The 24,307-nt window shown below is 61.5% G+C and carries 27 protein-coding genes and 2 pseudogenes; 25 read left to right on the top strand and 4 right to left on the bottom strand.

The features are described 5' to 3' along the window. The first annotated feature begins 22 nt into the window (after window positions 1-22). From AKL02_RS17840 to nanR, 6 genes are read left to right on the top strand one after another with little or no spacing between them, the layout of a single operon-like run. Complete coding sequence (locus tag AKL02_RS17840; protein ID WP_083078273.1) at window positions 23-664, top strand: DUF2291 family protein; 642 nt, start codon at window positions 23-25, stop codon at window positions 662-664. Then, the gene (locus AKL02_RS17835; RefSeq protein WP_083078274.1) at window positions 664-2,220 is read left to right on the top strand and encodes a sugar ABC transporter ATP-binding protein; all 1,557 of its coding nucleotides are present in this window, start codon (window positions 664-666) and stop codon (window positions 2,218-2,220) included. The genes AKL02_RS17840 and AKL02_RS17835 overlap by 1 nt, the downstream gene beginning before the upstream one ends. Beyond that, complete coding sequence (locus AKL02_RS17830; RefSeq protein WP_083078275.1) at window positions 2,217-3,284, top strand: ABC transporter permease; 1,068 nt, start codon at window positions 2,217-2,219, stop codon at window positions 3,282-3,284. Before AKL02_RS17835 ends, AKL02_RS17830 begins: the two co-directional genes overlap by 4 nt. Window positions 3,285-3,295: 11 nt before the next feature. Then, complete coding sequence (locus AKL02_RS17825) at window positions 3,296-4,315, top strand: Gfo/Idh/MocA family protein (protein ID WP_083078276.1); 1,020 nt, start codon at window positions 3,296-3,298, stop codon at window positions 4,313-4,315. Next, complete coding sequence (locus tag AKL02_RS17820; RefSeq protein ID WP_083078277.1) at window positions 4,312-6,051, top strand: D-apionate lactonase family protein; 1,740 nt, start codon at window positions 4,312-4,314, stop codon at window positions 6,049-6,051. The genes AKL02_RS17825 and AKL02_RS17820 overlap by 4 nt, the downstream gene beginning before the upstream one ends. A 38-nt stretch (window positions 6,052-6,089) precedes the next feature. Next, on the top strand, window positions 6,090-6,809 hold the full coding sequence (nanR, locus tag AKL02_RS17815; protein WP_083078278.1) for a transcriptional regulator NanR: 720 nt from the start codon (window positions 6,090-6,092) through the stop codon (window positions 6,807-6,809). A gap of 19 nt (window positions 6,810-6,828) precedes the next feature. Here nanR and AKL02_RS17810 read toward each other — a convergent pair whose 3' ends face one another. Beyond that, on the bottom strand, window positions 6,829-8,181 hold the full coding sequence (locus AKL02_RS17810; RefSeq protein WP_083078279.1) for a four-carbon acid sugar kinase family protein: 1,353 nt from the start codon (window positions 8,179-8,181) through the stop codon (window positions 6,829-6,831). 108 nt (window positions 8,182-8,289) lie between these two features. Between AKL02_RS17810 and AKL02_RS17805 the strand changes: the two genes are divergently transcribed. From AKL02_RS17805 to AKL02_RS17790, 4 genes are all read left to right on the top strand, one after another. Then, window positions 8,290-9,117, top strand: coding sequence for a phosphogluconate dehydrogenase C-terminal domain-containing protein (locus tag AKL02_RS17805; protein WP_083078280.1), 828 nt, complete (start codon window positions 8,290-8,292; stop codon window positions 9,115-9,117). Window positions 9,118-10,409: 1,292 nt separating this feature from the next. Next, window positions 10,410-11,423 carry a calcium/sodium antiporter gene (locus AKL02_RS17800; protein WP_332836453.1) on the top strand — a complete coding sequence of 338 codons (1,014 nt, stop codon included), beginning with the start codon at window positions 10,410-10,412 and terminating at the stop codon, window positions 11,421-11,423. A gap of 307 nt (window positions 11,424-11,730) precedes the next feature. Further along, the gene (locus AKL02_RS17795; protein WP_083078283.1) at window positions 11,731-12,150 is read left to right on the top strand and encodes an Rrf2 family transcriptional regulator; all 420 of its coding nucleotides are present in this window, start codon (window positions 11,731-11,733) and stop codon (window positions 12,148-12,150) included. A 12-nt stretch (window positions 12,151-12,162) separates the two neighbouring features. Further along, window positions 12,163-12,462 (top strand): DUF6522 family protein, encoded by a 300-nt coding sequence (locus AKL02_RS17790; RefSeq protein WP_083078284.1) that lies wholly within the window; start codon window positions 12,163-12,165, stop codon window positions 12,460-12,462. 136 nt (window positions 12,463-12,598) lie between these two features. Here AKL02_RS17790 and hemN read toward each other — a convergent pair whose 3' ends face one another. Next, complete coding sequence (gene hemN / locus AKL02_RS17785; RefSeq protein ID WP_083078285.1) at window positions 12,599-13,954, bottom strand: oxygen-independent coproporphyrinogen III oxidase; 1,356 nt, start codon at window positions 13,952-13,954, stop codon at window positions 12,599-12,601. A gap of 254 nt (window positions 13,955-14,208) precedes the next feature. Here hemN and AKL02_RS17780 point away from each other — a divergent pair, with 254 nt between their 5' ends. From AKL02_RS17780 to AKL02_RS17750, 8 genes are all read left to right on the top strand, one after another. Then, window positions 14,209-14,763, top strand: a complete 555-nt coding sequence (locus AKL02_RS17780) for a cytochrome c oxidase subunit 3 (RefSeq protein WP_083078286.1) — start codon at window positions 14,209-14,211, stop codon at window positions 14,761-14,763. A 116-nt stretch (window positions 14,764-14,879) separates the two neighbouring features. Next, a complete protein-coding gene (locus AKL02_RS21170) occupies window positions 14,880-15,029 on the top strand; it encodes a hypothetical protein (RefSeq protein ID WP_166504583.1) in 150 nt (49 codons plus the stop codon). Between the two features lie 591 nt (window positions 15,030-15,620). Continuing rightward, window positions 15,621-16,097, top strand: a complete 477-nt coding sequence (locus AKL02_RS17770; protein WP_232621663.1) for a group III truncated hemoglobin — start codon at window positions 15,621-15,623, stop codon at window positions 16,095-16,097. A gap of 15 nt (window positions 16,098-16,112) precedes the next feature. After that, on the top strand, window positions 16,113-16,598 hold the full coding sequence (locus AKL02_RS17765; protein ID WP_083078288.1) for a hemerythrin domain-containing protein: 486 nt from the start codon (window positions 16,113-16,115) through the stop codon (window positions 16,596-16,598). Then, window positions 16,591-16,758, top strand: coding sequence for a carboxymuconolactone decarboxylase family protein (locus AKL02_RS21165; protein WP_232621662.1), 168 nt, complete (start codon window positions 16,591-16,593; stop codon window positions 16,756-16,758). The genes AKL02_RS17765 and AKL02_RS21165 overlap by 8 nt, the downstream gene beginning before the upstream one ends. Window positions 16,759-16,775: 17 nt before the next feature. Continuing rightward, on the top strand, window positions 16,776-16,934 hold the full coding sequence (locus AKL02_RS21160; protein WP_232621796.1) for a carboxymuconolactone decarboxylase family protein: 159 nt from the start codon (window positions 16,776-16,778) through the stop codon (window positions 16,932-16,934). Continuing rightward, the gene (locus tag AKL02_RS17755) at window positions 16,934-17,323 is read left to right on the top strand and encodes a DUF488 domain-containing protein (protein WP_083078289.1); all 390 of its coding nucleotides are present in this window, start codon (window positions 16,934-16,936) and stop codon (window positions 17,321-17,323) included. The genes AKL02_RS21160 and AKL02_RS17755 overlap by 1 nt, the downstream gene beginning before the upstream one ends. Window positions 17,324-17,339: 16 nt before the next feature. Then, window positions 17,340-18,353 (top strand): NAD(P)H-dependent flavin oxidoreductase, encoded by a 1,014-nt coding sequence (locus tag AKL02_RS17750; protein WP_083078290.1) that lies wholly within the window; start codon window positions 17,340-17,342, stop codon window positions 18,351-18,353. 360 nt (window positions 18,354-18,713) lie between these two features. Here the strand turns inward: AKL02_RS17750 and AKL02_RS17745 are convergent, their stop codons facing one another. After that, window positions 18,714-19,556 carry a LysR family transcriptional regulator gene (locus AKL02_RS17745; RefSeq protein ID WP_083078291.1) on the bottom strand — a complete coding sequence of 281 codons (843 nt, stop codon included), beginning with the start codon at window positions 19,554-19,556 and terminating at the stop codon, window positions 18,714-18,716. Between the two features lie 525 nt (window positions 19,557-20,081). Between AKL02_RS17745 and AKL02_RS17740 the strand changes: the two genes are divergently transcribed. Beyond that, entirely contained in the window at window positions 20,082-20,240 is a 159-nt protein-coding gene (locus tag AKL02_RS17740) for a hypothetical protein (RefSeq protein WP_165756991.1), read from the top strand. 421 nt (window positions 20,241-20,661) lie between these two features. On the opposite strand, the pseudogene AKL02_RS17735 reads toward AKL02_RS17740, so the two are convergent. Next, window positions 20,662-20,811, bottom strand: a pseudogene (locus tag AKL02_RS17735) (transposase); the annotation flags it as partial. A 173-nt stretch (window positions 20,812-20,984) separates the two neighbouring features. Between AKL02_RS17735 and AKL02_RS17730 the strand changes: the two are divergent. The 6 genes and pseudogenes from AKL02_RS17730 to AKL02_RS17705 all read left to right on the top strand — a co-directional run bounded on the left by AKL02_RS17730 (window position 20,985) and on the right by AKL02_RS17705 (window position 24,301). Continuing rightward, on the top strand, window positions 20,985-21,413 hold the full coding sequence (locus AKL02_RS17730) for a PACE efflux transporter (RefSeq protein WP_083078293.1): 429 nt from the start codon (window positions 20,985-20,987) through the stop codon (window positions 21,411-21,413). A gap of 2 nt (window positions 21,414-21,415) precedes the next feature. Continuing rightward, on the top strand, window positions 21,416-22,063 hold the full coding sequence (locus AKL02_RS17725) for a 5-formyltetrahydrofolate cyclo-ligase (RefSeq protein WP_083078294.1): 648 nt from the start codon (window positions 21,416-21,418) through the stop codon (window positions 22,061-22,063). A gap of 91 nt (window positions 22,064-22,154) precedes the next feature. Beyond that, on the top strand, window positions 22,155-22,541 hold the full coding sequence (locus tag AKL02_RS17720; RefSeq protein ID WP_165756992.1) for a hypothetical protein: 387 nt from the start codon (window positions 22,155-22,157) through the stop codon (window positions 22,539-22,541). 170 nt (window positions 22,542-22,711) lie between these two features. Continuing rightward, entirely contained in the window at window positions 22,712-23,107 is a 396-nt protein-coding gene (locus tag AKL02_RS17715) for a hypothetical protein (protein WP_133051967.1), read from the top strand. A gap of 250 nt (window positions 23,108-23,357) precedes the next feature. After that, window positions 23,358-23,650, top strand: a pseudogene (locus tag AKL02_RS17710) (transposase); the annotation flags it as partial. 177 nt (window positions 23,651-23,827) lie between these two features. Further along, entirely contained in the window at window positions 23,828-24,301 is a 474-nt protein-coding gene (locus tag AKL02_RS17705) for a 5-formyltetrahydrofolate cyclo-ligase (RefSeq protein WP_232621795.1), read from the top strand. Window positions 24,302-24,307 lie beyond the last annotated feature (6 nt).

Raw genomic sequence — 24,307 nt, 5'->3', positions numbered from 1 at the left:
ACCGAAAAAGAAAGACTCTGCCATGAACGCAGCACCCCTGTCCGCGGCGCTTCTGTGTGCCGTATTAGCTCTTCCCGGCTGCAAGATCGTTCCCAATCCCGATCCGGAAGCCGTCGCCGAAGCCAATCTCACCGACGCGGAGCGGATGGCGAACTGGGTCGAGACGAACTGGGAGCCCAAGGTCCTGCCGGCGGTCGACGAGCACACTGTCGCTTGGGCGGATTACGCCTCCGCGCTCCAGGGAGGGCTCGAAGCGGTGGGGCAGGCCTATGGGATGCGCCCGGATGAAAAAGCCTCGCAGTATTTCTTCTTCGTTTCCGGAGCCGGCACTGTCGTCACGACTAAACTCGAAAGTCGCGCGGCACAGATCGGTCTGGACATGGACGCAGACGGCAAGGAAGACATCGTTCTGCAGCTTGGTCCGATCGTGCGCGGAACCGCGCTGCGCGACGCGCTGCCCTTCGTGAACTTCACCGATTTCCGCGACCAGATCGAATTCGCCAAGCTGGGCCGGGCGCTCAATGACCGCGCGACCGCAAACTTGCCGAAACTCTCGGACGATATCATGGGCCGGAAGGTCACGTTCACGGCCGTTTTTGGGCAGAAATCCGCGACGGAGAAGCCGCTCGGCGTGCCGCTGTCGATCAAAGCGGAGGGGCAATAATGTCACGCCATCCGATCGGATTGAGTATCCGGGAAGGCACCAAGGTCTATCCCGGCACGATCGCACTTAAAGAGGTCTCCTTCGATCTTCGCATGGGCGCGGTGAACGTGCTCGTCGGCGAGAACGGCGCGGGCAAATCGACGATGATGAAGGTCATTTCCGGGGTCGAACAGCTTACCTCCGGAAGGGTCGAGATGGACGGCATCGAAGTGCGCTTCTCCTCCACAGATGAGGCAGAGCGGCACGGCATCGGCATTGTGTTTCAGGAGCTGAACCTGTTTCCGAACATGACCGTCGCAGAGAACATCTTCATCGCGCATGAAAAGACGCGCTTCGGCGTCGATATCGACGCGGCGGAACAGCGGCGCCAGACGCGCGAGTTGATGCGGCGGCTCGAGCATGACATCGACCCGGACACGCCCGTGGGCGAGCTGAAGGTCGGGCAGCAGCAGATCGTCGAGATCGCCAAGAGCCTTGCCCGCAACGCCCGCATCCTGATCCTGGACGAACCGACCTCGGCGCTCTCGGCCACCGAAGTCGAGATCCTGTTTCGCGTGATCGAGGAGCTGAAGGCGGACGGTGTCGGGATCGTCTACATCTCGCACCGGCTGGAAGAGCTGATCCGCGTCGGCGACTACATCACCGTGCTGCGCGACGGGGCGATCACCGGGGCGCGCTCCATGGACGGGGTCGATATCCCGTGGATCGTGCGCAACATGATCGGCGAGAACAGCAAGGATTTTCCGAAAGACATCGATCATCCCTTCGGCGGGGTCGTGCTTGAGGTCAAGAACATGCGGCTTGCCGACGGCGCGGGCGGGTTCGTCGTCGACGACGTCTCATTCGCGCTGCGCAAGGGCGAGATCCTCGGCATCTACGGGCTGATGGGGGCGGGCCGCACGGAACTCGTGGAAGCGATCATCGGGCGCTACCCCTATGCGGCGGGCGCGGTCGAGATCGACGGCGAAAAGCTGGGGCATCCGGACGTTTCCGAACGCATCTCGAAAGGGCTGGCCCTGATCCCCGAGGACCGGAAGCAGGACGGACTCGTGCAGGATCTGTCGATCCGCGAGAACATGACGCTCAGCTCGCTTAGCGAAATGACGAAGGCGCGGATCCATATGGATCTCGGCGCGGAAAAGTTGCGCGTCGCGGATTTCGTGAAGCGCATGGTAATCAAGATCGCCTCTCCCGAACATACGGTGGCCTCGCTCTCGGGCGGGAACCAGCAGAAGGTCGTGATCTCGAAGGCGCTCATGACCTCGCCCAAGGTTCTGCTGATGGACGAACCGTCGCGCGGGATCGATATCGGAGCCAAGGCAGAGGTGTTCCGCGTCATGCGTTCGCTCGCGGCCGAGGGCCTCGGCATCGTCTTCGTGACCTCGGATCTCGAGGAGGTGCTTGGCCTCTCCGATCGCATCCTCGTCATGTCGAACGGACAGATCACCGGAGAATTCACCAGGGAGGAGGCGACGGAAACGGCGCTCGTCACGGCTTCGGCCAAGGGACACGCACCCGACCACGCCCCCCAAGACGACAGGGACATGCATCCATGACAAATCTCACCGCGACGGCCCCCGCAGGGCAACAGGCGTCTCCCAACATGCTGCTCTTGCTGCTCAAGGCACGCACGTTCATCGCGCTCATTCTGGTCTTCGTGTTCTTCGCGATCTTCGCGCCGAACTTCCTGTCGGCGGCGAACATGGTCATCATGTCGAAACACGTGGCGCTCAATGCCTTTCTCGCGATCGGCATGACCTTCGTGATCGTGTCGGGGGGGATCGACCTGTCCGTCGGCTCCATCGTCGGCTTGTGCGGCATGGTGGCGGGCTACCTGCTGCTCAACGGGATCGATATCGGTCTGGGCTGGTCGATCCAGTTCAACACTCTCGAGATCTGCCTGATCGTCAGCCTCGTGGGGATCGCCATCGGCGCGCTGAACGCGACGCTCGTGACCAAGCTCAACGTGGCACCGTTCATCGCGACGCTCGGCACCCTCTATATCGCGCGCGGCGCCGCCATGCTCTCGAGCGGCGGGGAGACGTTTCCCAACCTCAGCGGTAATGCGGAATACGGCTCTGCCAGCTTTCGAATGATCGGCTCGGGCAACGTTCTCGGGATTCCGATCTCGATCCTGATGCTGATCGTCGTGGGGCTGCTCGCCGCCTATATCGCCAAGCGCACGCCGCTGGGCCGGTTCATCTACGCCGTGGGCGGCAATGAGCGCGCGGCCGGCCTTTCCGGGGTGAAGGTCATCCAGGTCAAGTTCTTCGTCTATATGTTCTCGGGCTTCTGCGCGGCGCTCGTGGGGATCATAATCTCTTCCCAGCTCGTCGCGGCGCACCCGGCCACGGGCAACACGTTCGAGCTCAACGCGATCGCCGCGGCGGTTCTCGGCGGCACCTCGATGTCCGGGGGGCGCGGCCGGATCGGGGGCACGATCATCGGCGCCTTCGTCATCGGCGTGCTGTCCGACGGACTGGTGATGATGGGGGTCTCGGAATTCTGGCAGACCGTCATCAAGGGCCTCGTCATCATTGCCGCCGTGGTCATCGATCAGGCACAACAGAAGGTGCAGGCCCGCGTCGCGCTTCAGGCGCAGGCGGCGCTCGGCAAGTGAAGGAGGACGTGATGAAAGGCGCTTTGGTCGGCTGCGGGTTCTTCGCCCAGAACCAGCTTCACGCCTGGTCGGAGATCGAGGGGGTCGAGATCGTCGCGCTCTGCGACCGCGACGAAGACCGGCTGACGCAAACGGGCGAGGCGTTCGGGATCGCGCGGCGCTACACGGATGCGGCGCAGATGCTGGCCGAGGGCGGGTTCGATTTCGTCGATATCGCAACGACGGTCGGCACCCATCGCCCCTTGGTGGAGCTTGCCGCGCAGCACGATCTGCACGTGATCTGCCAGAAACCCTTCGCGCCCACCCTCCGGGATGCCCGTGCGATGGCGCAAGCGGTCGAGGCAACGGGCAAGACCTTCGCGATCCACGAGAATTTCCGCTGGCAATCGGCCCTGCGGCACGTGATCGAGGAGGTGCGCAGCGGGGTCATCGGCACGCCGTTCTTCGGGCGCGTGTCCTTCCGCTCCGGCTATGACGTGTTCTCGGGGCAGCCCTACCTTGCCGAGGGGGAGCGCTTCATCATCGAGGATCTCGGGATCCATATTCTCGACGTCGCGCGCGCGCTTTTCGGTGATGTCGACAGGATCACGGCGACGACCAGACGGATCAACCCCGCGATCCGCGGAGAGGATGTCGCGACGATGCTGCTGGCCCATTCCGGCGGGGCGAGTTCGGTCGTCGATTGTTCTTACGCGACGCAGCGGGTGCTCGAGACCTTCCCCGAAACGCTGCTCGAGATCGACGGCACCGGTGGCACGCTGACGCTCGACGCAGGATATCGTCTGCGCGTTCACACCGCCGAAGGCACGACGCAGACCGAGCTCGACCCGCCGCTTCTGTCATGGGCCGAGCGGCCCTGGCATAACATTCAGGAAAGCGTGCTTATCTTCCAGCGTGACTTCATCGCGGCACTGCGCGAGGGCCGCGCCCCCGAGACCGCCGCGGCGGATAATCTCAAGACGTTCGCACTGGTCGAGGCGGCTTATCTTTCCGCCAGGGAGGGTCGGACCATCGCGCCCGACACCCTATGAGCGGCGCGGCCTATCAGTTCGGGACGCTCTCCTTCACGCTGGAGGATGGCGCGCTGCGGCACCTTCGCTGCGACGGGCGCGAGGTCGTGCGGCAGATCGCCTTCCTCGTCCGCGATCGCGACTGGGGGACGATCGCGCCGTCGCTCGGGCCTGTCGCCGAAGACCGCCAGCCGGACCGCCTGCGTTTCACCATCCCGATGCGTTTCGAGACCGGCGACGGCGCGCTTGCGGTCACCGTGACGCTGGACGTATCCGCCGGGCGGCTCGCGATGCGGGCGGAGGGCGAGGTGACCGGCAGGTTCGAGACCAACAGGGCGGGCTTCACCGTGCTGCATCCGATCGACCATGTGGCGGGGGCGGCGGCGCGGGTCACGCATTCAGACGGCGCGCTCGAGCAGGGGGCGTTCCCAAAGCTGATCGACCCGTGGCGGCCCTTCATGGACATCGCGGGGATCGCTTATCGCGCGGATAGGCTCGATGTGTCCTTTGCCTTCTCCGGCGACACGTTCGAGATGGAAGACCAGCGGCAGTGGGGGGATGCCTCCTTCAAGACCTATAACCGGTCGCTCGATCTCGAATGGCCCTACCGTCTTGCCCAAGGGGCATACCCCGCGCAAGAGGTCGTCGTCGCTTGGGAAGAGGCCACGGAGGCGCCCGCGGACACCCCGGCGCGGGATGACGCGCTGCCGGAGGATGCTCGTTTCCCCGAAACCGCGCTTGTCCTGACCACAGCGGAGGCAGTGGCGCTGACGCGCCATCCTCAGGACCTTGCCCTGGTAGCGCCGCAGCGGATCCTGTGTCATGCCGATGCGACGGCGGGACCGGTCGAAGAGGCCTTTGCCGCCTTCGCGGCGCTTCAGCGCGTCTGCCCTGAACCGTCTTATGACCTCGAACTGATCTGCGCCTTCGTCGAGGAGGATCCTGAGCCGGAGCTGCGTGCACATGCGGCTGCCTACGAGACGAGCGGTCTGGCCGCGGCGTCGCTCTTCATCTGCCCGTCGGTCGATCGGCAATCGACGCCGCCCGGCTCGGACTGGCCCGCCTGTCCGCCGCTCGCTCGCATTCACGACGCCGCGGCGCGCGCCTTTACCGATCTGCCACGCGGCGGAGGGATGGCTACGCTCTTCACCGAACTCAACCGCAAGCGGCCGCCGGAGAATGGGCTGGCTTTCGTCACGCATGGTCTGTGCCCGATCGTGCACGCGGCCGACGATTGCTCGGTGATGGAGACGCTCGAGGCAATCCCGCACATCACCCGTTCCGCAAGTGCGATCTGCGCCGGGCGGGCCTACCGCATCGGTCCCGCGACCCTCGCGATGCGGCACAACCCTTACGGCTCGCGCACGATCCCGAATCCGGAGGGTGGGCGGGTCTGCATGACAGACGACGATCCGCGCCACCGCGCGGCCTTCGGCGCAGCCTATGTGGTGGGCCTTGCCACCCAGCTTGCCCGGGGTGGGGTAAGTGTTTGGACCCCGGCGGAGCTTTATGGCCCGCGCGGAATCCTGCCGGATCCCGGCGCTACGGCGGAGGCTTATCCGCTGGTCAGCGTCCTGCGGGCGCTCGCGGATGTCGCGGGCGCACCGGTGCATCGCGCAGAAATCCGGGGCGGTATCGCGGAGCTCGAAGTCGGGACGACCCGCCTCCGCGCCAATCTGCAGACCACGGCGCAGGATGGTCTTGCTTCACACGAGGTCACACTATCGCAGATTGTTCCGACGGATCAGAGGCGGTAATGATCTTGAGGTAAGATCAGTGCACCAGGAGTCCAACCATGTATCGTCAGGAAAGCACGTCCGAAGAGAAGATCGTGCGCAAGAAGCTCTCCGAACAGGTTGTCGAGCGTCTCCACGAGATGATTCGGACGCGCGAGTTGAAACCTGGCGATGCCATGCCTTCGGAGCGTGTCCTGATGGAGCGTTTCGGGGTCGGTCGTCCCGCCGTGCGCGAAGCGCTGCAATCGCTGCACAATAGCGGCGTCATCACGATCAGCCATGGCGAACGTTCGCGCGTCAACGAGATCACAGCGAGCACGATCCTGCATCAGACGGACGACCTCGCGCGGCTGGTGCTCGATTCCGTGCCTGCGACGCTGGATCACCTCAAGCAGGCGCGGCAGATGTTCGAAGTCGGCATGGTGCGCCGGGCCGCCGAGATCGCGACGCCCGAGGACATCGCAACGCTGCGCGCCCTGATCGAGAAGCAGCGGTCCGAGATCAACGATCCGCGCGCTTTCATTGGCACCGACATGGAGTTTCACCGCAAGCTCGCCACTATGTCGGAAAACCCGATCGTCACTGCTGTCTCCGATACGATGCTCGGCTGGCTGTTTGAGCATCATATCAGCCTGCTGCATCGCTCCGGCGCCGAAGAGATCACTCTCGCGGAACATGCGAAGATCGTGGACCTGATCGAGGCGCATGACGTCGAAGGGGCGGTAGACGAGATGCGGCGCCATCTCGAACGCTCCCGCAAGTCGTTCGAGATCAGCTGAGCATCGACGTTTCTTAGGGTCAGCGGGGGCCGCCGCCGGCCCTGATCCAGCCAAAGAAGTCTTCGCTCCCCATCTGGCCGCCCTTCAGGGCGATCTCCAATCCGTCATGATGCGTTTCCGAATGGGCGCGGCACAGCGCGGCGCCGGGGATCGTCGGGGCAACGGCCTCGAGCGCGGAAATACCGAGTGCGCGCATCCCGTGCCCCGACGTATCACCGCCCGAGATCACGGCGCGGCGCAGCCCACCTTCCGTCAGCACACGGTCCAGCACTGCGCCAAGCGACCGCCCGATCCGCTCATTGGCGGTGTCCGCGTCGATGTCGCTGCGGGTAAGCGCCTCGCGGAAGCGGGCGACATCGGGATCGTCGGGACCGGTGGCCGACGTTATCAGCGGGCTCGCGCCGCGACTTTGGGCATCGAGTGCGGCGCGTGCCGTTCGGTCGATCTCGGCTTGCCGGCCAGCCCCCCCTGTCAGGACAGAGGTGGGATCGAAGCGGATGACTTCGAACCCGTGCGCCTGTGACCAAGCGATCTGCTGCGCGGTGCTTGGCGATACGGACCCCGAGATCACCGCGATCTGATCGACCGTGCCTGCCGATGCGGGGCTCGCGGCGGGCGCGAGCTCTCCGGTAGCGCGCCAGTGTCGGACAAGCGCATATTCCACGCCCTGCGACCCGACGACGAGCCCTGAGTCTCGCCGGTGCGACCAGAGTAGTTTCCCGACGGCCTCCTCGCTCGCGGGCTCCATGCTGTCGATCGAAACGATTCGCGCCCCGGCTGCGCTGGCGGCATTTAGGGCGTTCTCTCCGCCGTCTTCGGCAAGCTGCTCGAAATCGATCAGGGCGCTTTTCAAATCGGTCTGAAGGGCGAGGTGGCGCAGAAGGTCGGACTCCTGCATCGGTGTGACCGGATGGCGCGCCATGACCGGGTGCCGGTCCAGCCGGAACACTCCGTCGAAACTACCCGCGTAAAGATGCCCGAAGGCCTGGTAGCGACGCATCTGCGGGGCCGCGGTTACCAGCGGCACGACGCGCGAGGGCCGCACCTTGAGGGCGGTCTCTATCGCACAGCCGATGCTGCCGCTTTGCGGCGACGAGTCGAACGTCGAGCAGACCTTGTAATGCAGCAGATCAGCACCCGTATCGTGGAGCCATTTCAGCGGCTTGGACAGCGTGCGGCGCATCCGCTCGGGCGTGTCGGTCCGGGCCGTGGAGGCCAATCCGATCGCGTCCACCTCCCCGAACCGGGCACGCAGTTCCAGCGTGGGGATGTCCGAGAACAGAACGGCACGGAGCCCGGCAAAGGCCAAGACCTCCATCACCGCTGCCGACCCGGTGAAATCATCGCCGAACCACGCAAGTCTTGGCTTCATTTTGGTCGATCCTCTCCGGCTTGGCATTGAACAAAAGTCAGTTGACATCATGACGATGATATTATCTGATCATACCAGTTAAACAAGAGACTTCCGAGGAGAATAGGTATGACGGCAGTTGCGCTGTTCGGAGCGGGCGGGAAAATGGGCGTTCGCCTTGCCCAGAACCTGAAGAAATCCGACTACGAGGTGCGCCATGTCGAGGTGAGCGATGCGGGCAAGGCACGTCTGGCCGATGAAGTTGGCGTCGAGGCGGTCGCGCCCGAAGCCGCGCTCCACGGGGCGGAGATCGTGATCCTCGCTGTTCCTGACACGGTGATCGGACAGGTTGCGCGCAAGATCGTGCCGGATCTCGCACCAGGGACGATGGTCGTCGTGCTTGACGCAGCGGCGCCGTTCGCCGGGCATCTGCCCGAGCGCGAGGACATCACCTATTTCGTGACGCATCCCTGCCACCCGCCGATCTTCAACGACGAAAGCACCGAAGCCGGACGCAAAGACCACTTCGGCGGGATCGCGGCACAGCAGGGTATCGTCAACGCGCTGATGCAGGGCCCCGAGGAGCACTACGCGATGGGCGAGGCGGTCGCGAAGGTGATCTACGCACCGGTCGCGCGCAGCTACCGCGTGACGGTCGACCAGATGGCGCTGTTGGAGCCGGGTCTGTCGGAGACGGTCTGCGCCTCGCTGCTCGTCGTAATGCGCGAAGCGATGGACGAAGTCGTCGCGCGCGGCGTGAGCTATGACTGCGCGCGGGATTTCCTGCTGGGGCACATGAACATTCTCGGTGCGGTAATCTTCGACGAGATTGAGGGGCAATTCTCCGACGCCTGTAACAAGGCGATCGAGTTCGGGAAACCGGCGCTGATGCGCGAAGACTGGAAATCCGTTCTCGAGCCTGCGGAAATTTCCGCCTCGATCCAGCGGATCACCTGACTTCTTCAACACCTGCGAATGGTCTGAACGCGCGCCATCGCGCGCGTTCGGATATCAACGTTCGGGCTGTGCCTGCGATATGCACGAGCTGTCCGGATGGCTTGGGCGCGGAACAATCAAGACCTCAACACAACCTGAATTCAGCTCGTAATTCACTGTCAGCTAACTTCAGTCCTTGAGAACGTAGCCATTTGTCACGAGCACCCGACGAAACAATTTCCATGGCCTCCTTTGCCGCCGCTGGCTCGCCCCCTTTTTTAACGCGCCCATGCCAGCGCGAAGAATGGCTATCAGCTCGGCGCGTTCCAGAGTTCGCGTCCCGCTTTCCATGCCTGTGGACCTTCGAAGTGCCTTGCCTGAACGGCGGCTATGGGCCGTTCACTGCTCCTAAACAGGAAGGGCGGAACGCGGTCGTTCGCTGCGCTTTACACCAATGTCTGCTACGCGAAGCAACGACGAAACGGGCTATCGAGGCGAAGATGCGGCGCACCAGCCAACTGAACGACGATATGAGGGCGCATGGCGGTGGTCCTGCAACGAGGGCACCGCCAGTATTTCTAAACGCAGCGCGGCAGCCTGTTTTCAAGCGCGCGCTGCCCTCGTTCGGCGCTGTGCAAAAGTAAAGGCCATTGAGGCTGCGACACACCCAACGGCCTTTTCAACCCAACTCTCGATGAAAGGTTATATAATCAATTTAGAACAAAAACAGTCGGGAATCAATACGTCTCTGCGCTTACCTGTGCGCGGGGGCCAGCTGACCTGCCATGGGGTTTTTCCTCCACCATCGATTAGAGTCCGACCCAACTTTGATCCGCTCTCCAGTGCGCTCCCCGCGCTCGAACACATCGGACGCGCCTTCGAGCAGGGCCCGTTTCAATTGATGGATCATCGTCAGATGCACCCCGAACCGGCTCGCCAGCTCGGCCGCTGTCTCTTCACCCTTCAGGCTTCCAGCGCGACCTTTGCATTGAACTCGGTCGCGTGCTGCGTGCGATTCGACATCTCTGCCCCCCTTCTCGGCGAAGATCAGCAGACCGCAAATCGTAGCTTAGTTCAGTGTCCGAATTTCGGGGCGGCTCCGACTTGTATCAGCATGTCCGAGTTACGCGTTCCGAGAACCACGATTGTCGGCCCACGTTGGGAGTGTTTTCTGAAAGAGCTGACGAGGAGGCCAAGCTCAGAAAAAGTCGAAAGACAGACTGCCGGATCAAGGCCCTTTGGCGGGATGCCGACCGGTCCGCGTCTGAACGTGCGGCCTTCCTATTCTTTTCCTGTAACCGGCACACTAAGTCATGGCGATGCGTCTTCTTAGGCGAGCGCAACTCGGGACAGAAAAAGAAATGTTGCATGACCTCCTCTTCGTGGCTGCCGGCCTTGGCCTCCTTTTTGTCGGCGGCGAAGGGCTCGTGCGTGGCTCGGTCGCAATTGCCGAGCGCCTCGGCATATCTAAGCTTCTAATCGGTCTGATCATCGTCGGTTTCGGCACGTCGACACCGGAACTGCTTGTCTCCGTGAACGCTGCCATAGACGGCGCGCCTGAGATTGCATTGGGTAACGTCGTAGGCTCGAACATCGCGAACATTCTGCTCATTGTCGGCGTGGCAGCAGTTATCACACCGATCCTCGGCTGGACGCGAACAGCTGTGCGAGAGGCGCTGGTCGCAACACTTGTTTCGCTGGCGACCTACGCTCTTGTTCAGGGAGAAATCATTACCCGCACCGAAGGCGTCGCAATGCTCCTGGTCCTCGCGGGTTACCTCTTTTCGAGCTACTGGTTGGAAAAGAGGAATCGCCAGACAAAGGCATTTCAACATGAAGCTGAGGAGTTCGAAGACATTTCGCTACCGCGACCTTGGCTTGCGCCGCTCTTGGTCATTGTTGGCATTTCCGCTCTGGTGTTCGGAGCGGACTTTCTGGTCGAAGGGGCAGTAAACATCGCCCGCGAGTTCGGGGTGCCGGACGCGGTAATCGGTCTATCGCTCGTGGCTATCGGAACGTCGCTACCAGAGCTAGCCACCAGTATAGTCGCAGCGATCCGGCGCCACCCCGACGTGGTGCTCGGCAACGTGATCGGATCGAACATCTTCAATATCCTCGCTATCCTCGGCGTCACGGTCGCGATCCAGCCGATCGAAGTCAGCACGCGCTTCCGTGAGATCGACACGCCAGTCATGCTGGCGTCGTCTCTCATACTGCTGGGCTTGCTGTTCGCTACTAAGAAGATTGGTCGCGTGTGGGGTGCGCTGATGTTGGCCGCCTACGCCGCATATATGGTGCTCTTGTTTTCCAACGGGATTGCCAGCTAGCTTTTCTAACAGCGGGGCGTTCGTTCATCCAAGACATTGGAACAGAGATCGCCCGGTCAACGGCCGCGCCTCAAGGCGACGACGACGGTGCTCGACGTGAGCGAGACATTGCGTCTCGTCGTCAGCTTCTAGACGGTCGAGGCGGAGGACGACGTCTGCGATCCAGACCTCGCCCGACTGGCGGCGCGGCTCGCCCTGCTGCATTTCGAGCGCGCCTGAATATGACTGACTTGACACGAAGATCATTGCGCGATCGTGGCTGAGTCTATAACAAGCATTTTTGATACTTGTTTGTTGGAGGCACCATATGCGCCTGACCAGTTTCACAGATTTCGGACTCCGAGCGCTGATGCGGATGGCCAGCGCGCCGGAGCGCGCCTTCTCGACAGCCGAGATCGCCGATGAGTTCGGTATCTCTCGCCACCACCTGAATAAAGTCATTCAGCGCCTGGCCCGGCACGGCTTCGTGACCACGCGGCGCGGGACCGGTGGCGGCGCAATGCTCGGCCGCCCCGCCCATGAGATCGTTCTTGGAGACCTCGTGCGGCTTCTCGAGCAGGACCAGGCCATTGTCGAATGCTTCTCTCCTGACGGCGCGTGCTGCATTACCCCCGTCTGCGGCCTGAAGGGTAGACTCCGCGCCGCAGAGATCGCTTTTTTGGCGGAACTCGATCGTTCGACGCTGGCAGACATCGCTTTGCCGGCCACTGTTCCAGCTGCGGTCTGAAAGGAGATAGCGATGCGTAACGTGTCTTTCACCACTGACGGTTTCACGGTCGACGCAGAACTCGTTGGACGCGCTTTCGGCTTCCCACCATCCGATGTTCTCGCGAAACTCCGCGAGGGCGAGGTCACAAGCAGATGCGAGGCCGGTGTCGATGACGATGCCGGGCGGTGGCGGCTGACCTTCTACTCTGGCGGTCGCGCTCTACGCCTCGTTGTCGATGAGAACGGCACGATCCTGTCACGCGGCACCTTTCCCTCACACGCACCCGTTGCGGCTCCGCGCGACCTCGAGACGACACATTCGACCTCCTGACCAGCAATTTCCCGCAGGAAAGAGGCACGACGATGTTCCCCTCCTTCCCCCGCAAGCGCCGCCTCCTGCTGCCGGCGGCGAATAGCCTAGCTCGACACCTTGCTGAAGGCGCGCTCGTCCATCAGACGCGCCTTATTCAGGACGCGCGCGAATAGCGCACCCCCTCGGGCACGTGCTGATCGAGAACCGAAGCGATCATCCGTGTTAACGGTCGACCTTCCGGTGCAATGCCGATGCGCTTCCCCGTCAGGCTTGCGAAGGGCGCGAAGCGCGTGGCCATTTCCGTCAGGCAAGGTAGCAGCTTCTGGGCATCGCTGCCGAACTCCTGGCTCAAATCGTCAAGATCAACTGCGAACCGACACATCAACTCCTCGATCGCCCGAGCGCGCAGCTGGTCTTCGGGGCTTAACTGGTAGCCACGAGCGCCCGGAAAGACACCGCTTGCGATCCGCTGCTGATAAGCTGCGGTCGCGGGCGCATTCTGGACATAACCTTCCGAAAAGTGCGAAATCGACGATGCCCCAAGCCCTATTAGGGTGCTGCATGTGTCGGTCGTGTATCCTTGGAAATTGCGGCGCAGTCGTCCGGCCTCGAGCGCCGCCGTCAGAGTGTCGGCGGGGCGCGCGAAATGGTCGATGCCGATAGCTGTGAGGCCAGCCGCGACAAACAATTCTCCGGCGCGCGTGGCGAGGTGGTAGCGCGCCAGATCGTCCGGCAGCGCCTCTTCGTCGATCAGCTTTTGTCGTTTTGAAACCCAAGGCACATGCGCGTAACCAAAGAGCGCAACCCGGTCCGGAATAAAGGTGAGAACCTTTTCGATCGTGTCTTCGATACGTGCGAGGCTCTGGTGCGGGAGGCCATAGACCAGATCGGTGTTGAGAGAGGCGATGCCGGCTGCACGCAAGTCTTCGACGCACGCGCGTGTGGTTTCGAACGGTTGCAGGCGGCCGATGGCTTTCTGGACTTCAGGATGGAAATCCTGAATGCCGATCGAGGCGCGGTTCATCCCTTCGGAAGCGAGAGCTTCGATTTTCGCGCGATCGACCATGGTCGGGTCGATCTCCACCGAGAACTCGAACTCCTGAGCTGGTGGAAACACGCGGCGTATCGACTCCGAGAGGCGATGTATCAATTCCGGCGGCAGGATGGTGGGCGTTCCGCCACCCCAGTGAAGGCGGCCCATTTTTAGGCCGTTCGGTATGATGCCGCGCACCATTTCGAGCTCTGCCTCGAGCGCCTCGATGTAGCTTTCCACAGGGCCAAGGGTTTTCGTGCCTTGTGTGTGACAGGCGCAGAACCAGCAAAGGCGCTCGCAAAACGGGATGTGCATGTAGACCGACACAGGCTCGCTCGGGTCCAACCGTTCAAGCGCATGGCGTTGAAAGGACGCGCCGGTGTCGGGCGCAAATGCCGCCGCAGTCGGGTAGGACGTGTAACGCGGCACGCGCGAGTCGAAGAGGCCAAGGGCCCGAAGTGTTTCTGTGTGTTCCATGCCCTCTTATCAGACAGATAGAAGCGGGCTTCTTTGCTGTGGCTCAAACTAAATGTGCGACGACGCAGCCGGTGGCCGCACAGGTCCCCTCGTTCCACCGTGAAAATGACAGAAGGAGAGCGAGTCGTCTTTCATCAAGGTCATAATAGGTATTTACAATGCGTATTTGAATGGTGCAGTGAGAGATCATGACGACGAAGCGTGAAGCCGATTGAGTCGTGACGAGCCGAAGGCTCTTGCAAAGGTCTTGCTGAATGACGGATCAAACACAAACTGCATTGGACGATTTGCCAGGCGATCTTTTGATGTGGGTTCTCATTATCAGCGAATTGCTGGTTTTCGGGGCGGGGTTGATCGTTTTCTTGTCGGTGCGGATCACTGATCCGACGGGCTTTGCCGAAGCGCAGAATGCGCTGAACCGGACTGCCGCTGCGACCAACACGATTATCTTGCTGACGAGCGGCTTTTTCGCTGCCCTGGCGTTGAATCTAAGGCAATCGCGCAAGCGTGGCGGCGCACGCGTTTCTCTTGTGTGTGCCGCTTTGCTCGGCGCGGCATTTCTCTGGATCAAGGGCGCCGAATTCGCGTCCAAGGCCGCGCAAGGCATTGTCTGGGACACGCATCCTTTCTTCAATTTCTACTTCCTGCTGACCGGATTTCACGCCGCGCATGTCGCAGCCGGCGTCATCCTGTTGCTGCTGGTGGCGTGGCGCGATCATGTGGGAAATATCGAGGATGCGACCGCGTTCTGGCACATGGTCGATCTGATCTGGGTGCTGCTCTTTCCAGTGGTCTATCTCCTGCAATGACGCGCCGGTCCCTCTATATCGCCCTTGGCACGCTTGTTCTCCTCACCCTTGGCTCGTCCTTGCTTTCATTCTCGGGGGTCTGGGCCAAGTGGCCAGTGGCGGCAGCGGTGGTCGTGATGGCACTTGCCTGGCAAAAGGCGCGGATCATCCTCGGAAAATATCTGGGATTGGTGCAGGCGCCCGCTTGGCAGCGCGGCTTCGATGTGGCGCTGACAGGCGTGTGCCTCCTGTTGCTGGTGCTCTATCTCGCGCCACTGGGGCTATAGGGAACCCGCTGGTCTGTTCGGTAACGACCATCGAGCCTGCATATGCAACGCTCGCTTGATGCGCTCTGCTCCTCGAACAACCTGATGTGAGCCGGTCCGAATGGACAACCCCCGTTGTGCGAATTTCGCGACGAGAGGTGCGGGGATCAGGCCGTCGCTGCCATGGCGATCCGACGATACCCAGCTTCGCCGTGATCGAAGCCGTAACTTAGTCCGACCTGCCCGCACAGGGTGGCAAGGCGCGCAAGTAATTCAAATGCCCATTATGATCCGCGACAATTCGCCCCACCTCTTCCGCCGGTGACGGCCTGCCCGTGTTGATGCGCCACGCAGGAAGCCCAGACCAAACCTTCGCCAGGGACGAGGTGCTGAAGGGTTTCGTGTCTTCTGGCTACGGTCCGAAAACGTAACCCCTGCACCCTCTTGAGCATCAAGGATTCAGCCGAAGGCGTGCGGTCGGGAAGACCAGATTCGCGGACGCTTGCCATCCGGATCGAAATGCTCCGCCCGTAATTTGCGAGAATGCGAAGTTCATGGGCATCCTACACTCGCCGCAATAGGTATTTACAATGCTTATTTTGCGGAGATAGCATGAGCCTCAAGTTCAAATTCTCGGGGGATCCCATGTCACCTGCTGATCGACAGATCATATCCGCGCGCCCCGAAAAGACCGATGCGATCATGGCGCAAACGGGTTTGGACGAGGATAAACTGACCCAGTTGGTGCATCGTTTCTACGACAAGGTGCGTGCTGACGCAGTTCTCGGGCCGATCTTCGCCTCCAGGATTCCCGATTGGGGGCCGCATTTGCAGCGGATGGTGGATTTCTGGTCTTCGGTAGCACTCATGACCGGTCGTTATCATGGCGCCCCGATGCAGGTTCATGCGTCCTTGCCAGTGGAATGGGATCATTTCGAACGCTGGCTGATGCTGTTCCGCGAGACCGCGATCGAGACCTGTCCCCCCGAGGGGGCCGCCCATGTCATCGAACGCGCCGAACGGATCGCGCGCTCGCTCCATATGGCGGTCGAGAGCGCCAAGCCCCGAACCGTCCCCTCTTTGCTCTAACCAAAGGATACCGACATGACGAGACCGCTACCCCCGCAAGATTCCGCCAGCCTCACCCGCTACATCGAGTCAGAGTATCACGCCAAGCATCGCGCTCACTTGCCTGAACTGGCGGCGCTCTCGGAAAAGGTGGAGACCGTCCATGCCGGGCAGGCAGATGTCCCTGCCGGGCTGTCCGCGCTACTGCACCGGATGATCGGCGGGCTCGAAGTCCACATGAAGAAGGAGGAGCTGGTTCTGTTTCCCGCCATCCGCAACGCGGCACCGAGGCTGGACGGGCCGATCGCTACAATGCGCGCGGATCACGACGACCATGAGGCGGAGGTCGGACAGATCCGGCAATTGACAAACGATCTGACATTGCCGGACGGTGCATGCACAAGCTGGACGCGGCTCTATGCCGGGGTCGGTGAATTTCTTGAAGACCTAGCAGCCCATATCCGGCTGGAAAACGACGTGTTATTCCCGAAATTCGAAACCCAAGGCGCAGGCCATGTCTGAGATGCATCTTCCCAATCCGACCAAAGATCTCGTCGAGCGGCGTCATGCCTTGGCCCCGAAGACCGAGAACGCCTTTCGCGCATTTTCGAAAGCGGTGTTCACTGAAGGGGCGCTCGATGCGCGCAGCAAGCAACTTATCGCCGTGGCGTCGCGCACGTAACGCAGTGTCCATGGTGCATCGAGAGCCATGTCAAAGCAGCCCGGCGCGCGGGCGCCTCGGACGAACAGGTCATGGAAGCGATTTGGGGCGCCGCGGAAATGCGCGCCGGCGCCTCTTGGACCCATGCTCTGAAAGCAGTTGAGATGATCGGCGACACGGACAAGCCGGACAGCTGATGCCGTCAGCAAGCCCCCCCACCTCCGAAGCTCCTGGCGAGCTTATCCGCGTCAAGCGGATCTATCGCGCGGCACGCGTGTCAGATGGCAAGCGGATATTGGTCGATCGTCTCTGGCCGCGCGGCATGGCGAAGGACCGCGCCAGACTGTTTCACTGGTGCAAGGAGATCGCGCCGAGCGACGAATTGCGGCGCTGGTTCCACGAGCACCCTGATAGGTGGCAGGAGTTCACCACGCGTTATGAGGCGGAACTTGCCGCTCATGACGATTTGGTCCGCGAGCTCGCCGAATATGCACGCGAGAACGTCGTTACGCTACTTTATGCTTCAAAGGACGAGGCACATAATAACGCCGTCGTGTTACGTGATTACCTGCGCCAATGGTTATAGAACGGGAGAAGCAAGCATGACGGACCAGCCAATAAACCCGCTGCACACACCGCTTTGCGACCTGCTGGGGTGCGCCCAGCCAGTTCTGCTGGCCGGGATGGGCGGCGTTTCCCGCTGGGAACTGGTCGCCGCCGTGGCCAATGCGGGCGGTTACGGGATTTTGGGCATGGTGCGCGAAGACCCAGCCCTGATCGCCGCAGAGGTTACTGCGCTGCGGGACGCGACTGACCGACCTTTTGCCGTCAACTTGATCCCCGCGGCGACCGAACCAGCGCTGCTCGATGCGCAGATCGCCTGCTGTCTCGATCTTGGCGTGCCGGCATTCAGCTTTTTCTGGGACGTGATGCCTGACGTGGTGGCCCGCGTGAAACGTGCCGGTTGCCTTGTTCTGCATCAGGTCGGCACGGTCGAGGCAGCGCGGATCGCCGAAGAGGCCGGAGCGGATGTGATCATCGCGCAGGGCGTCGAGGCGGGCGGTCACGTGCATGGACGACATCCGGCTTTCGGGCTGGCCGAGCAAATCCTTGCGCAGACCGACCTGCCGGTCGTCGTCTCCGGAGGGATCGCAACGGGTGAGGGTCTCGCCGCCGCGTTGACCATCGGCGCCGATGGCGTGCAATGCGGCACGGCCTTTCTGGCGACCGAGGAATCCTTCGCTCATCCCTATCACAAATCTCGAATCACGGAGGCCACCGGCGACGACACGGTTCTGACCGATGTTTTCGTTCTGAACTGGCCCAAGGGCGCTGCGGTGCGGGTGATCGCCAATAGCGTGACCGAGAGCGTGGACGGACATTATCTCGGCCACGACCCTGACAGTCTTCCGCGCGAGGCCATCGCCCGCGACGGCGATCAGCCGCGCCTCCGCTTCAGCACGGATTCGCCGCTGCGAACCACGACCGGCGACTTGGAGGCGATGGCACTCTATGCGGGCCAGGGTGTGGGTGCGCTAAACGATGTCCCCAAGGCCGCTGCACGTCTGGACGGCATGGTCGCGCAGGCCCGCCATCTCCTGGAACACCCGTTTTGACGTGCTTTCAAGTCGAAGCCATTAACGACGAATTCAAGAGCTGAGGGACTAAGGCTGTTTTTGCTCACCACTTCGCTTTGCGCGCCGGTCAAAGAGCTGGCGCGACTGCTTCCCTCGTGGATGATCGTCATAACGATCAGTCATGGACCCTCGGGCGCGGCTATGAAGCCTCTGATAGACATACTCGGTTCGATCGACCAAAAGGCGGACGCAGCCTTGCCGGAAGGAGTTTCTTCGATCCCGCGAAAGCACTACGCAGCGAGCCCGAACGCGAGGTGACCGATTGGAAATGCTCCAGCAGGATACCGAACGCGAGCGACAGGCCGCTGGGAAAGGACAAGAGCGGAAATTGATCGCAGATCAAGGCGCCACAAGGCCAGCCATCAAACTCTGGACCATCGGATCAACAAGCGCTTTGTTGCGATCCTCGCGGATCACGATCCACGCCGGCAATTCGAACACCGGCGCACCGGGCACCGGGAACAGGGCGCCGCTATCGATCTGGTGTTCGACCAGACGCCGGGGAAAATAGCCGCTGCCGCCATTGAACTTGAGATATTGAAGGCCGAGCCAGGCGATATTGGCCGAGAGTGCATGACCGGGAAACTCCGGAAAGCCAGCGCGGAACTGATTGTCGAATTCCGGGCCCCACTCGACATGGATATAGCCGTCAGGCTGCATGCTAGCGGTCGGTTCGGTGGAGACGAGCACCAGCTGTTCAGTAAGCAATGGTAGGAGCTCGAGCATCGGCCGGCGCTGCGGGGTGAACATAACTCCGATATCCATCCGCCCGTCGACCAGCGCCTGCATCAGTTCCGGCTCGAAGCCGATTTCGGAATGAAACGAAACCCGGGGATGGGTCCGCTGGATATTGGCGAACCATTTCATCATCAGCCCTTCCCACAGGCCGAAGCGCGCACCGATGACGACACGCGCGCGGAATCGTCCAGGAAGGCCGACGTCGTGCCGCGCGCGTTCGAGGGCTCGCACCATCTGCGCTGCATGCTTCAGGAACCGGCCACCGCCCGCAGTCAGCGCCGCGCCGGCCTTGTTGCGAGTGAAAAGCCTGGTGCCCAACTGATCTTCGAGTGCCCGGATACGGGCGCTCACGGTTGACTGGGTGACGTGAAGCCTTTCGGCGGCCGCGACGAAGCTGCCGGTATCGGCGACGGCAAGGAAAGTTCTGGCATGTTCGATGTTCATGGATCCCCCATGTATCGCACTTTCGAATATCATATCGCATTTATATTCGCTTTCCCAATGTGATGAATCGCGCAACACTTGAAGTCCGCGCTTCCCGCGGACGACCGGAAGACGACCGGCATATGGATTAAACAAGCTTACCGGACCGCAGGGTTTCCGGCAGCCAACAGCCTCTCGTGGATCGCGTCTGGCGGCGATGCGGGGCGCGGGAGAAGCTGCAGGGGTCCGAAGAGTCCGAAAACTGCGCCGGGCCTCGAACTCCGCCGCAGGCTCCGACACGCTCCGGACCGGTTGGCAACCCTCAAAGCCGCGCATTGGGCAGAATTCGGCGCCCGCCCGACTCGCGTTATAGATCTATGCGACTGACGTTGCGCTGGAAAAGTATCTCGAAAGAAGGCTCGTAAAGTCATGAGAAACAGCGATTTGAACGGAGCGAACAGCGTGACGGGGAGCAATCCCGCCGCGCCGAAGGAGGAGAGCAATGACGGGCGGAGGCCGTGCCCGACCCCGGGAGAGTGTCGGCTCATGGCTGGGCTTGGGCTTTCGTTGGCCGGTATCATCCTCTTCACCTTCAGCGACACGGGCATTGCGGGGCCATGGGCGCACAGCGTTGGGATCAGCGCGCTGACCACCGGCCTGCTGCTGTGGGGAGCGGGTGCCATTCGACGCACGCTCGAACTGTGAGGCCGACTCCCACTCGAGGCACCGCGCACATCGTCCGCTGTGCTGACCGCATCAGCAAACAGCCGTTCGAGAGATCCCAGCGTGATGGAAGACAACGACGGGCGCGGCATCGGGATGCTCTCGTCTCCGCACTCATTCGCGGTGGAGTTCGCAGTGGATTAGCTCGGCCCGCCGATGGTTAGTCGCGAATAGCCGCGTGCGTCGACCGAAGATCATGACAACGAAACAGTGGACCAGAGTGACATGGAAAATGGAATGAGTTTCGAAATGGTGATCGGTTGGCTTTTCGGCCTTCTTATTCTGGTGTTGGTGGTTTTGACCATAGCAGCGCTGATCAAGTGTCTACAGAAATAGCGAAAGAAGAGGCCAGTAGCCCCCAAAGCAGCATCGGCACGGTCTCGGCACAGGGCAGCATGGTCTAGGTCTTGATCCGGCGGCGGAATTCCTCGTTCAGGCGTTTGATGGAGTTTGCGGTCTTGGCCGATTTCCATTGCGACGGGTCGAGCCTGCTGAAGGTGAAGAGGCGCTCGCCAGCTTCCTCGAGGCTGTCCTCCGCTGGCCTGCACTTGAGATGCACAAGATCGGCGAGGGCCGCACCGAGAGGTTGGACATCGTGACCGCGCGACGTGCGCCCATGCTTGAAAAGCGGACGCACGGGTCCCACCATAAGGCTTCCCGGGGATGACCTCGCCCAATCACAAGCTCTGCACGCAGGATCGCCTGACCCACGATTGAACATTTTCCATGCGCAGCACCCCAGACCGTATCCGCCAAGCCGTGAGCTTTGAAATCATCGGCCTCCTCATCGTGACGCCGCTTTTCGCCTGGGCTTTCGATCATCCGATGGAGGAAATGGGCGTGCTGGTCGTGCTAGGCGCAACAGCGGCCACTGCCTGGAACTATCTTTTCAACCTGGCCTTCGATCATCTCCTGCTCTGGCGTCGTGGCGATGTCCGTAAGACGATGCCAATTCGGATCTCTCACGCGGTGCTTTTCGAGGTGACGCTGCTTACCCTGCTTCTGCCGGTTTTCGCATGGTGGCTCGACGCTTCCCTGCTGACCATTCTCGTGATGGAACTGTCCTTTGCAGGCTTCTACCTCGTCTACGCCTTCGTTTTCACTTGGGGATACGATACGATCTTTCCGCCTCAGAAACGTAAGCGGATGGCATAACTATGGATGACGATGCTACCGGAGGAGCCCCCGCCTGCTTTGCTCATCTTCTGGTCGACGGGCACCTGGTCGATCCCGAGACAGCACGCGATGTGGCGCGGTTCAGGCGGGCGGAGCGCGCTCGGCTTGTGGCCGCGCGGGCCTTGTCGGCAGAAGACCGAGAGCGGGCGACCGCCCGTCTGATTGATGGTCTCGAGAGGATCGTCCCCTTCGACGCCGCCACGACAGTGGCCACCTACTGGCCAATCCGGGGCGAACCGGACCTGCGTCTCTGGATGCGCAAGGCTCACGAAGCCGGGTCCGAAGTTCTGTTGCCCGTCGTCATCGAGCGAGATGCGCCGCTCGAATTCCATACGTGGTCCCCGGCGTGCCGGATGGTGCGCGGCGCTTGGAACATCCCCGTGCCGACCGCAGGCGAACTCCGCACGCCCGACCTCGTGATCGTCCCCCTTGTCGGTGTCGACACGACGCTTCACCGCCTCGGAAACGGGGGTGGCTATTACGACCGGACGCTCGCTCGTTTTGAGAACAAACCGCGGATCGTCGGCATAGGTTTTTCGGGCTGCGTCTTGCCGACCATCTACCCGATGCCTTGGGATGTGCCGATGGACGAGATCCTTCTGTCGGATGGCACCCATTTGACGAGATAGTGCAGATAGGAACTGTGTCGCTGCCTCGTCACGCCTCTATGCAAACGTATCCGCCCAAGTTCAGCGCCAATGGTTGCCGATGATTTGCTTCTTGAACCAGGCGAGGGTGACGAAGGCTCAAGCGATTGAAGCATTGAATGGAACCGTAGCCGTCTACGCGAATAGCAAAGCCAACGCCGTAGAGCGATTGAGGGGCCAACGAAGCGCGCTCAGCGCTGCTGGAGGGCAAGCTGTGCCAATCCTCGCAAAGATGATCGACGGGGATTTTACGGGCCTTTTTGAAGAGGAGGACGATCGCGCGATAGCCAGAGCCATTCAGGCGCTACCGGACGGGTTCGACAATTTTGAACCAGTGTATGACGTTCTTCTCAACCTGTTTGATAGCGCCGGAACGGATAGCGCGAAAAAGGACGGTGTCTTTAGAGCCTTAGCACGTCTAGACGAGTTGGCGTTCTTGCCGTTAATCGCAGATGAATGAGCCACCTCCCCCGACAAGGAAAGTTAGCAGGCAGCTGGACGGCTCCCAATAACCACAATCAGACCTGACCCATTCCCGCCGCTTTACGCCCGATCAGCTAAATCCGGCGGGCTTACTGGCAATAAACTGGCCGGCTGAACTGGCCGCTGTGGGCCTTCGCCTGCCGGACAATGCTGCACGTCGTCGCCAAATGCTGGTTCGGAGCCATTGCGCGGCAGCAATGGCTGTCGCGCGAATGTCCACAAAAGGCCGAAACCGACGAGTCAGGTTTTTCGGGCGGAATGCGGTCTTTTTCTGCGCTTTACACCAATGTCTGCTACGCGAAGCAACGTCTTCATATCGACAGCATTTGTGTCTCGGTCTTTCCTGGCTTCGCGCGCGCTCCTAATGACGAAACGGGTTATCGAGGCGAAGATGCGCAGAGGCGGCGCACCAGCCAACTGAACGACGATATGACGGCACATGGCGGTGGTCCTGCAACGAGGGCACCGCCAGCATTTCTAAACGCAGTGCGGCGGCCTGTTTTCGAGCGCGCGCTGCCCTCGTTCGGCGCTGTGCAAAAGTAAAGGCCATTGAGGCTGCGACACACCCAACGGCCTTTTCAACCCAACTCTCGATGAAAGGTTATGTGATCAATTTAGAACAAAAACAGTCGGGAATCAATACGCCTCTGCGCTCACCTGCGCGCGGGGGCCAGCTGGCCTATCATACTGAGAACCTTTCGATGAGATTTTCGAACTCCTCATCGGTGCCTTTGCTAAGTGGGCTGTCGTTGACCACCACCGTTAGGTTGCCATCGAGTATTTACTTGAGGGCATTGGCGACAAGCGGGTGCTGAGCGGGATTATCTTCGTCAACCGCAATGGCTTGCGCTGGTGCGATGCTCCTGCTGCTAATGGCCTTCACAAAACGCTCTACAGCCGATGGAAGCGTTGGAGCGAAAAGGGCATCTTCGCGCGTATGATGTCCGCGCTGGCGTCGGAACACGGCGGAGATAAAACCGTGATGATCGACGCGACAGACCTCAAGGCCTATCGAACGGCGACTAGCATGGCCGCCCAAAAAGGGTGCGTGGCCGTCTAATTAGTCGGACCAAAGGCGGCATTGACCTGCCTCCGAGGTCGCCCCGGGCTATTTCGATCCGCTGGCCGTCGATCCCGAACAGGCCCGCGACGTGGCCCGTTGGCGAAAGGCCGACCGCGCCCCCCCTGCGCACTGCGCGTCTGGTTCTGTGGGTTGCAGAGCGCAAGGAGATCGGCGAGGCGCTGGCCGGGCATCGGCGACAGGTGTGGAAAGACCGCTTCGGCGAGGCACCGGGCAAGGTCTTTTCCGCCTACTGGACGATCAAGAGTGAACCCGACCTTCGCCAACTGATGGCCGAACGTCACAAGGCCAGTATAACCGTCGCCCTGCTACTGGTCGAAACCAAGGCGGCCCCGCTCACCTTTCGCCGCTGGACGCCCGAAACCCGCATGGTGCGCGGCGACCGGAACATTCCCGTCCCGCCTCCGGACGCTCGGATCGTCACGTCCGATATCGCAATTGCGCCGCTCCTCGGCTGGACCACAGAAGGCTATCGCTTCGGATATGGCATGGGCTATTTCGACCGAACTCTAGCCGCGCTGGAACCGAAACCCTTTGTCGTCGGTATCGGGTTTTCAGAGGCGCGCCTTCAGACCATCTTCCCGCAACCTCATGACATCCCGCTCGATCTCATCGTGACCGAGAAAGGGATTCAGACCGTGAGAGACGTGTTCTGAGCCGCA

Origin of the sequence: Thioclava electrotropha (assembly GCF_002085925.2) — a bacterium.
In the GTDB taxonomy this organism is placed as follows: domain Bacteria; phylum Pseudomonadota; class Alphaproteobacteria; order Rhodobacterales; family Rhodobacteraceae; genus Thioclava; species Thioclava electrotropha.
This window is presented reverse-complemented; position numbering and strand designations above follow the sequence as displayed.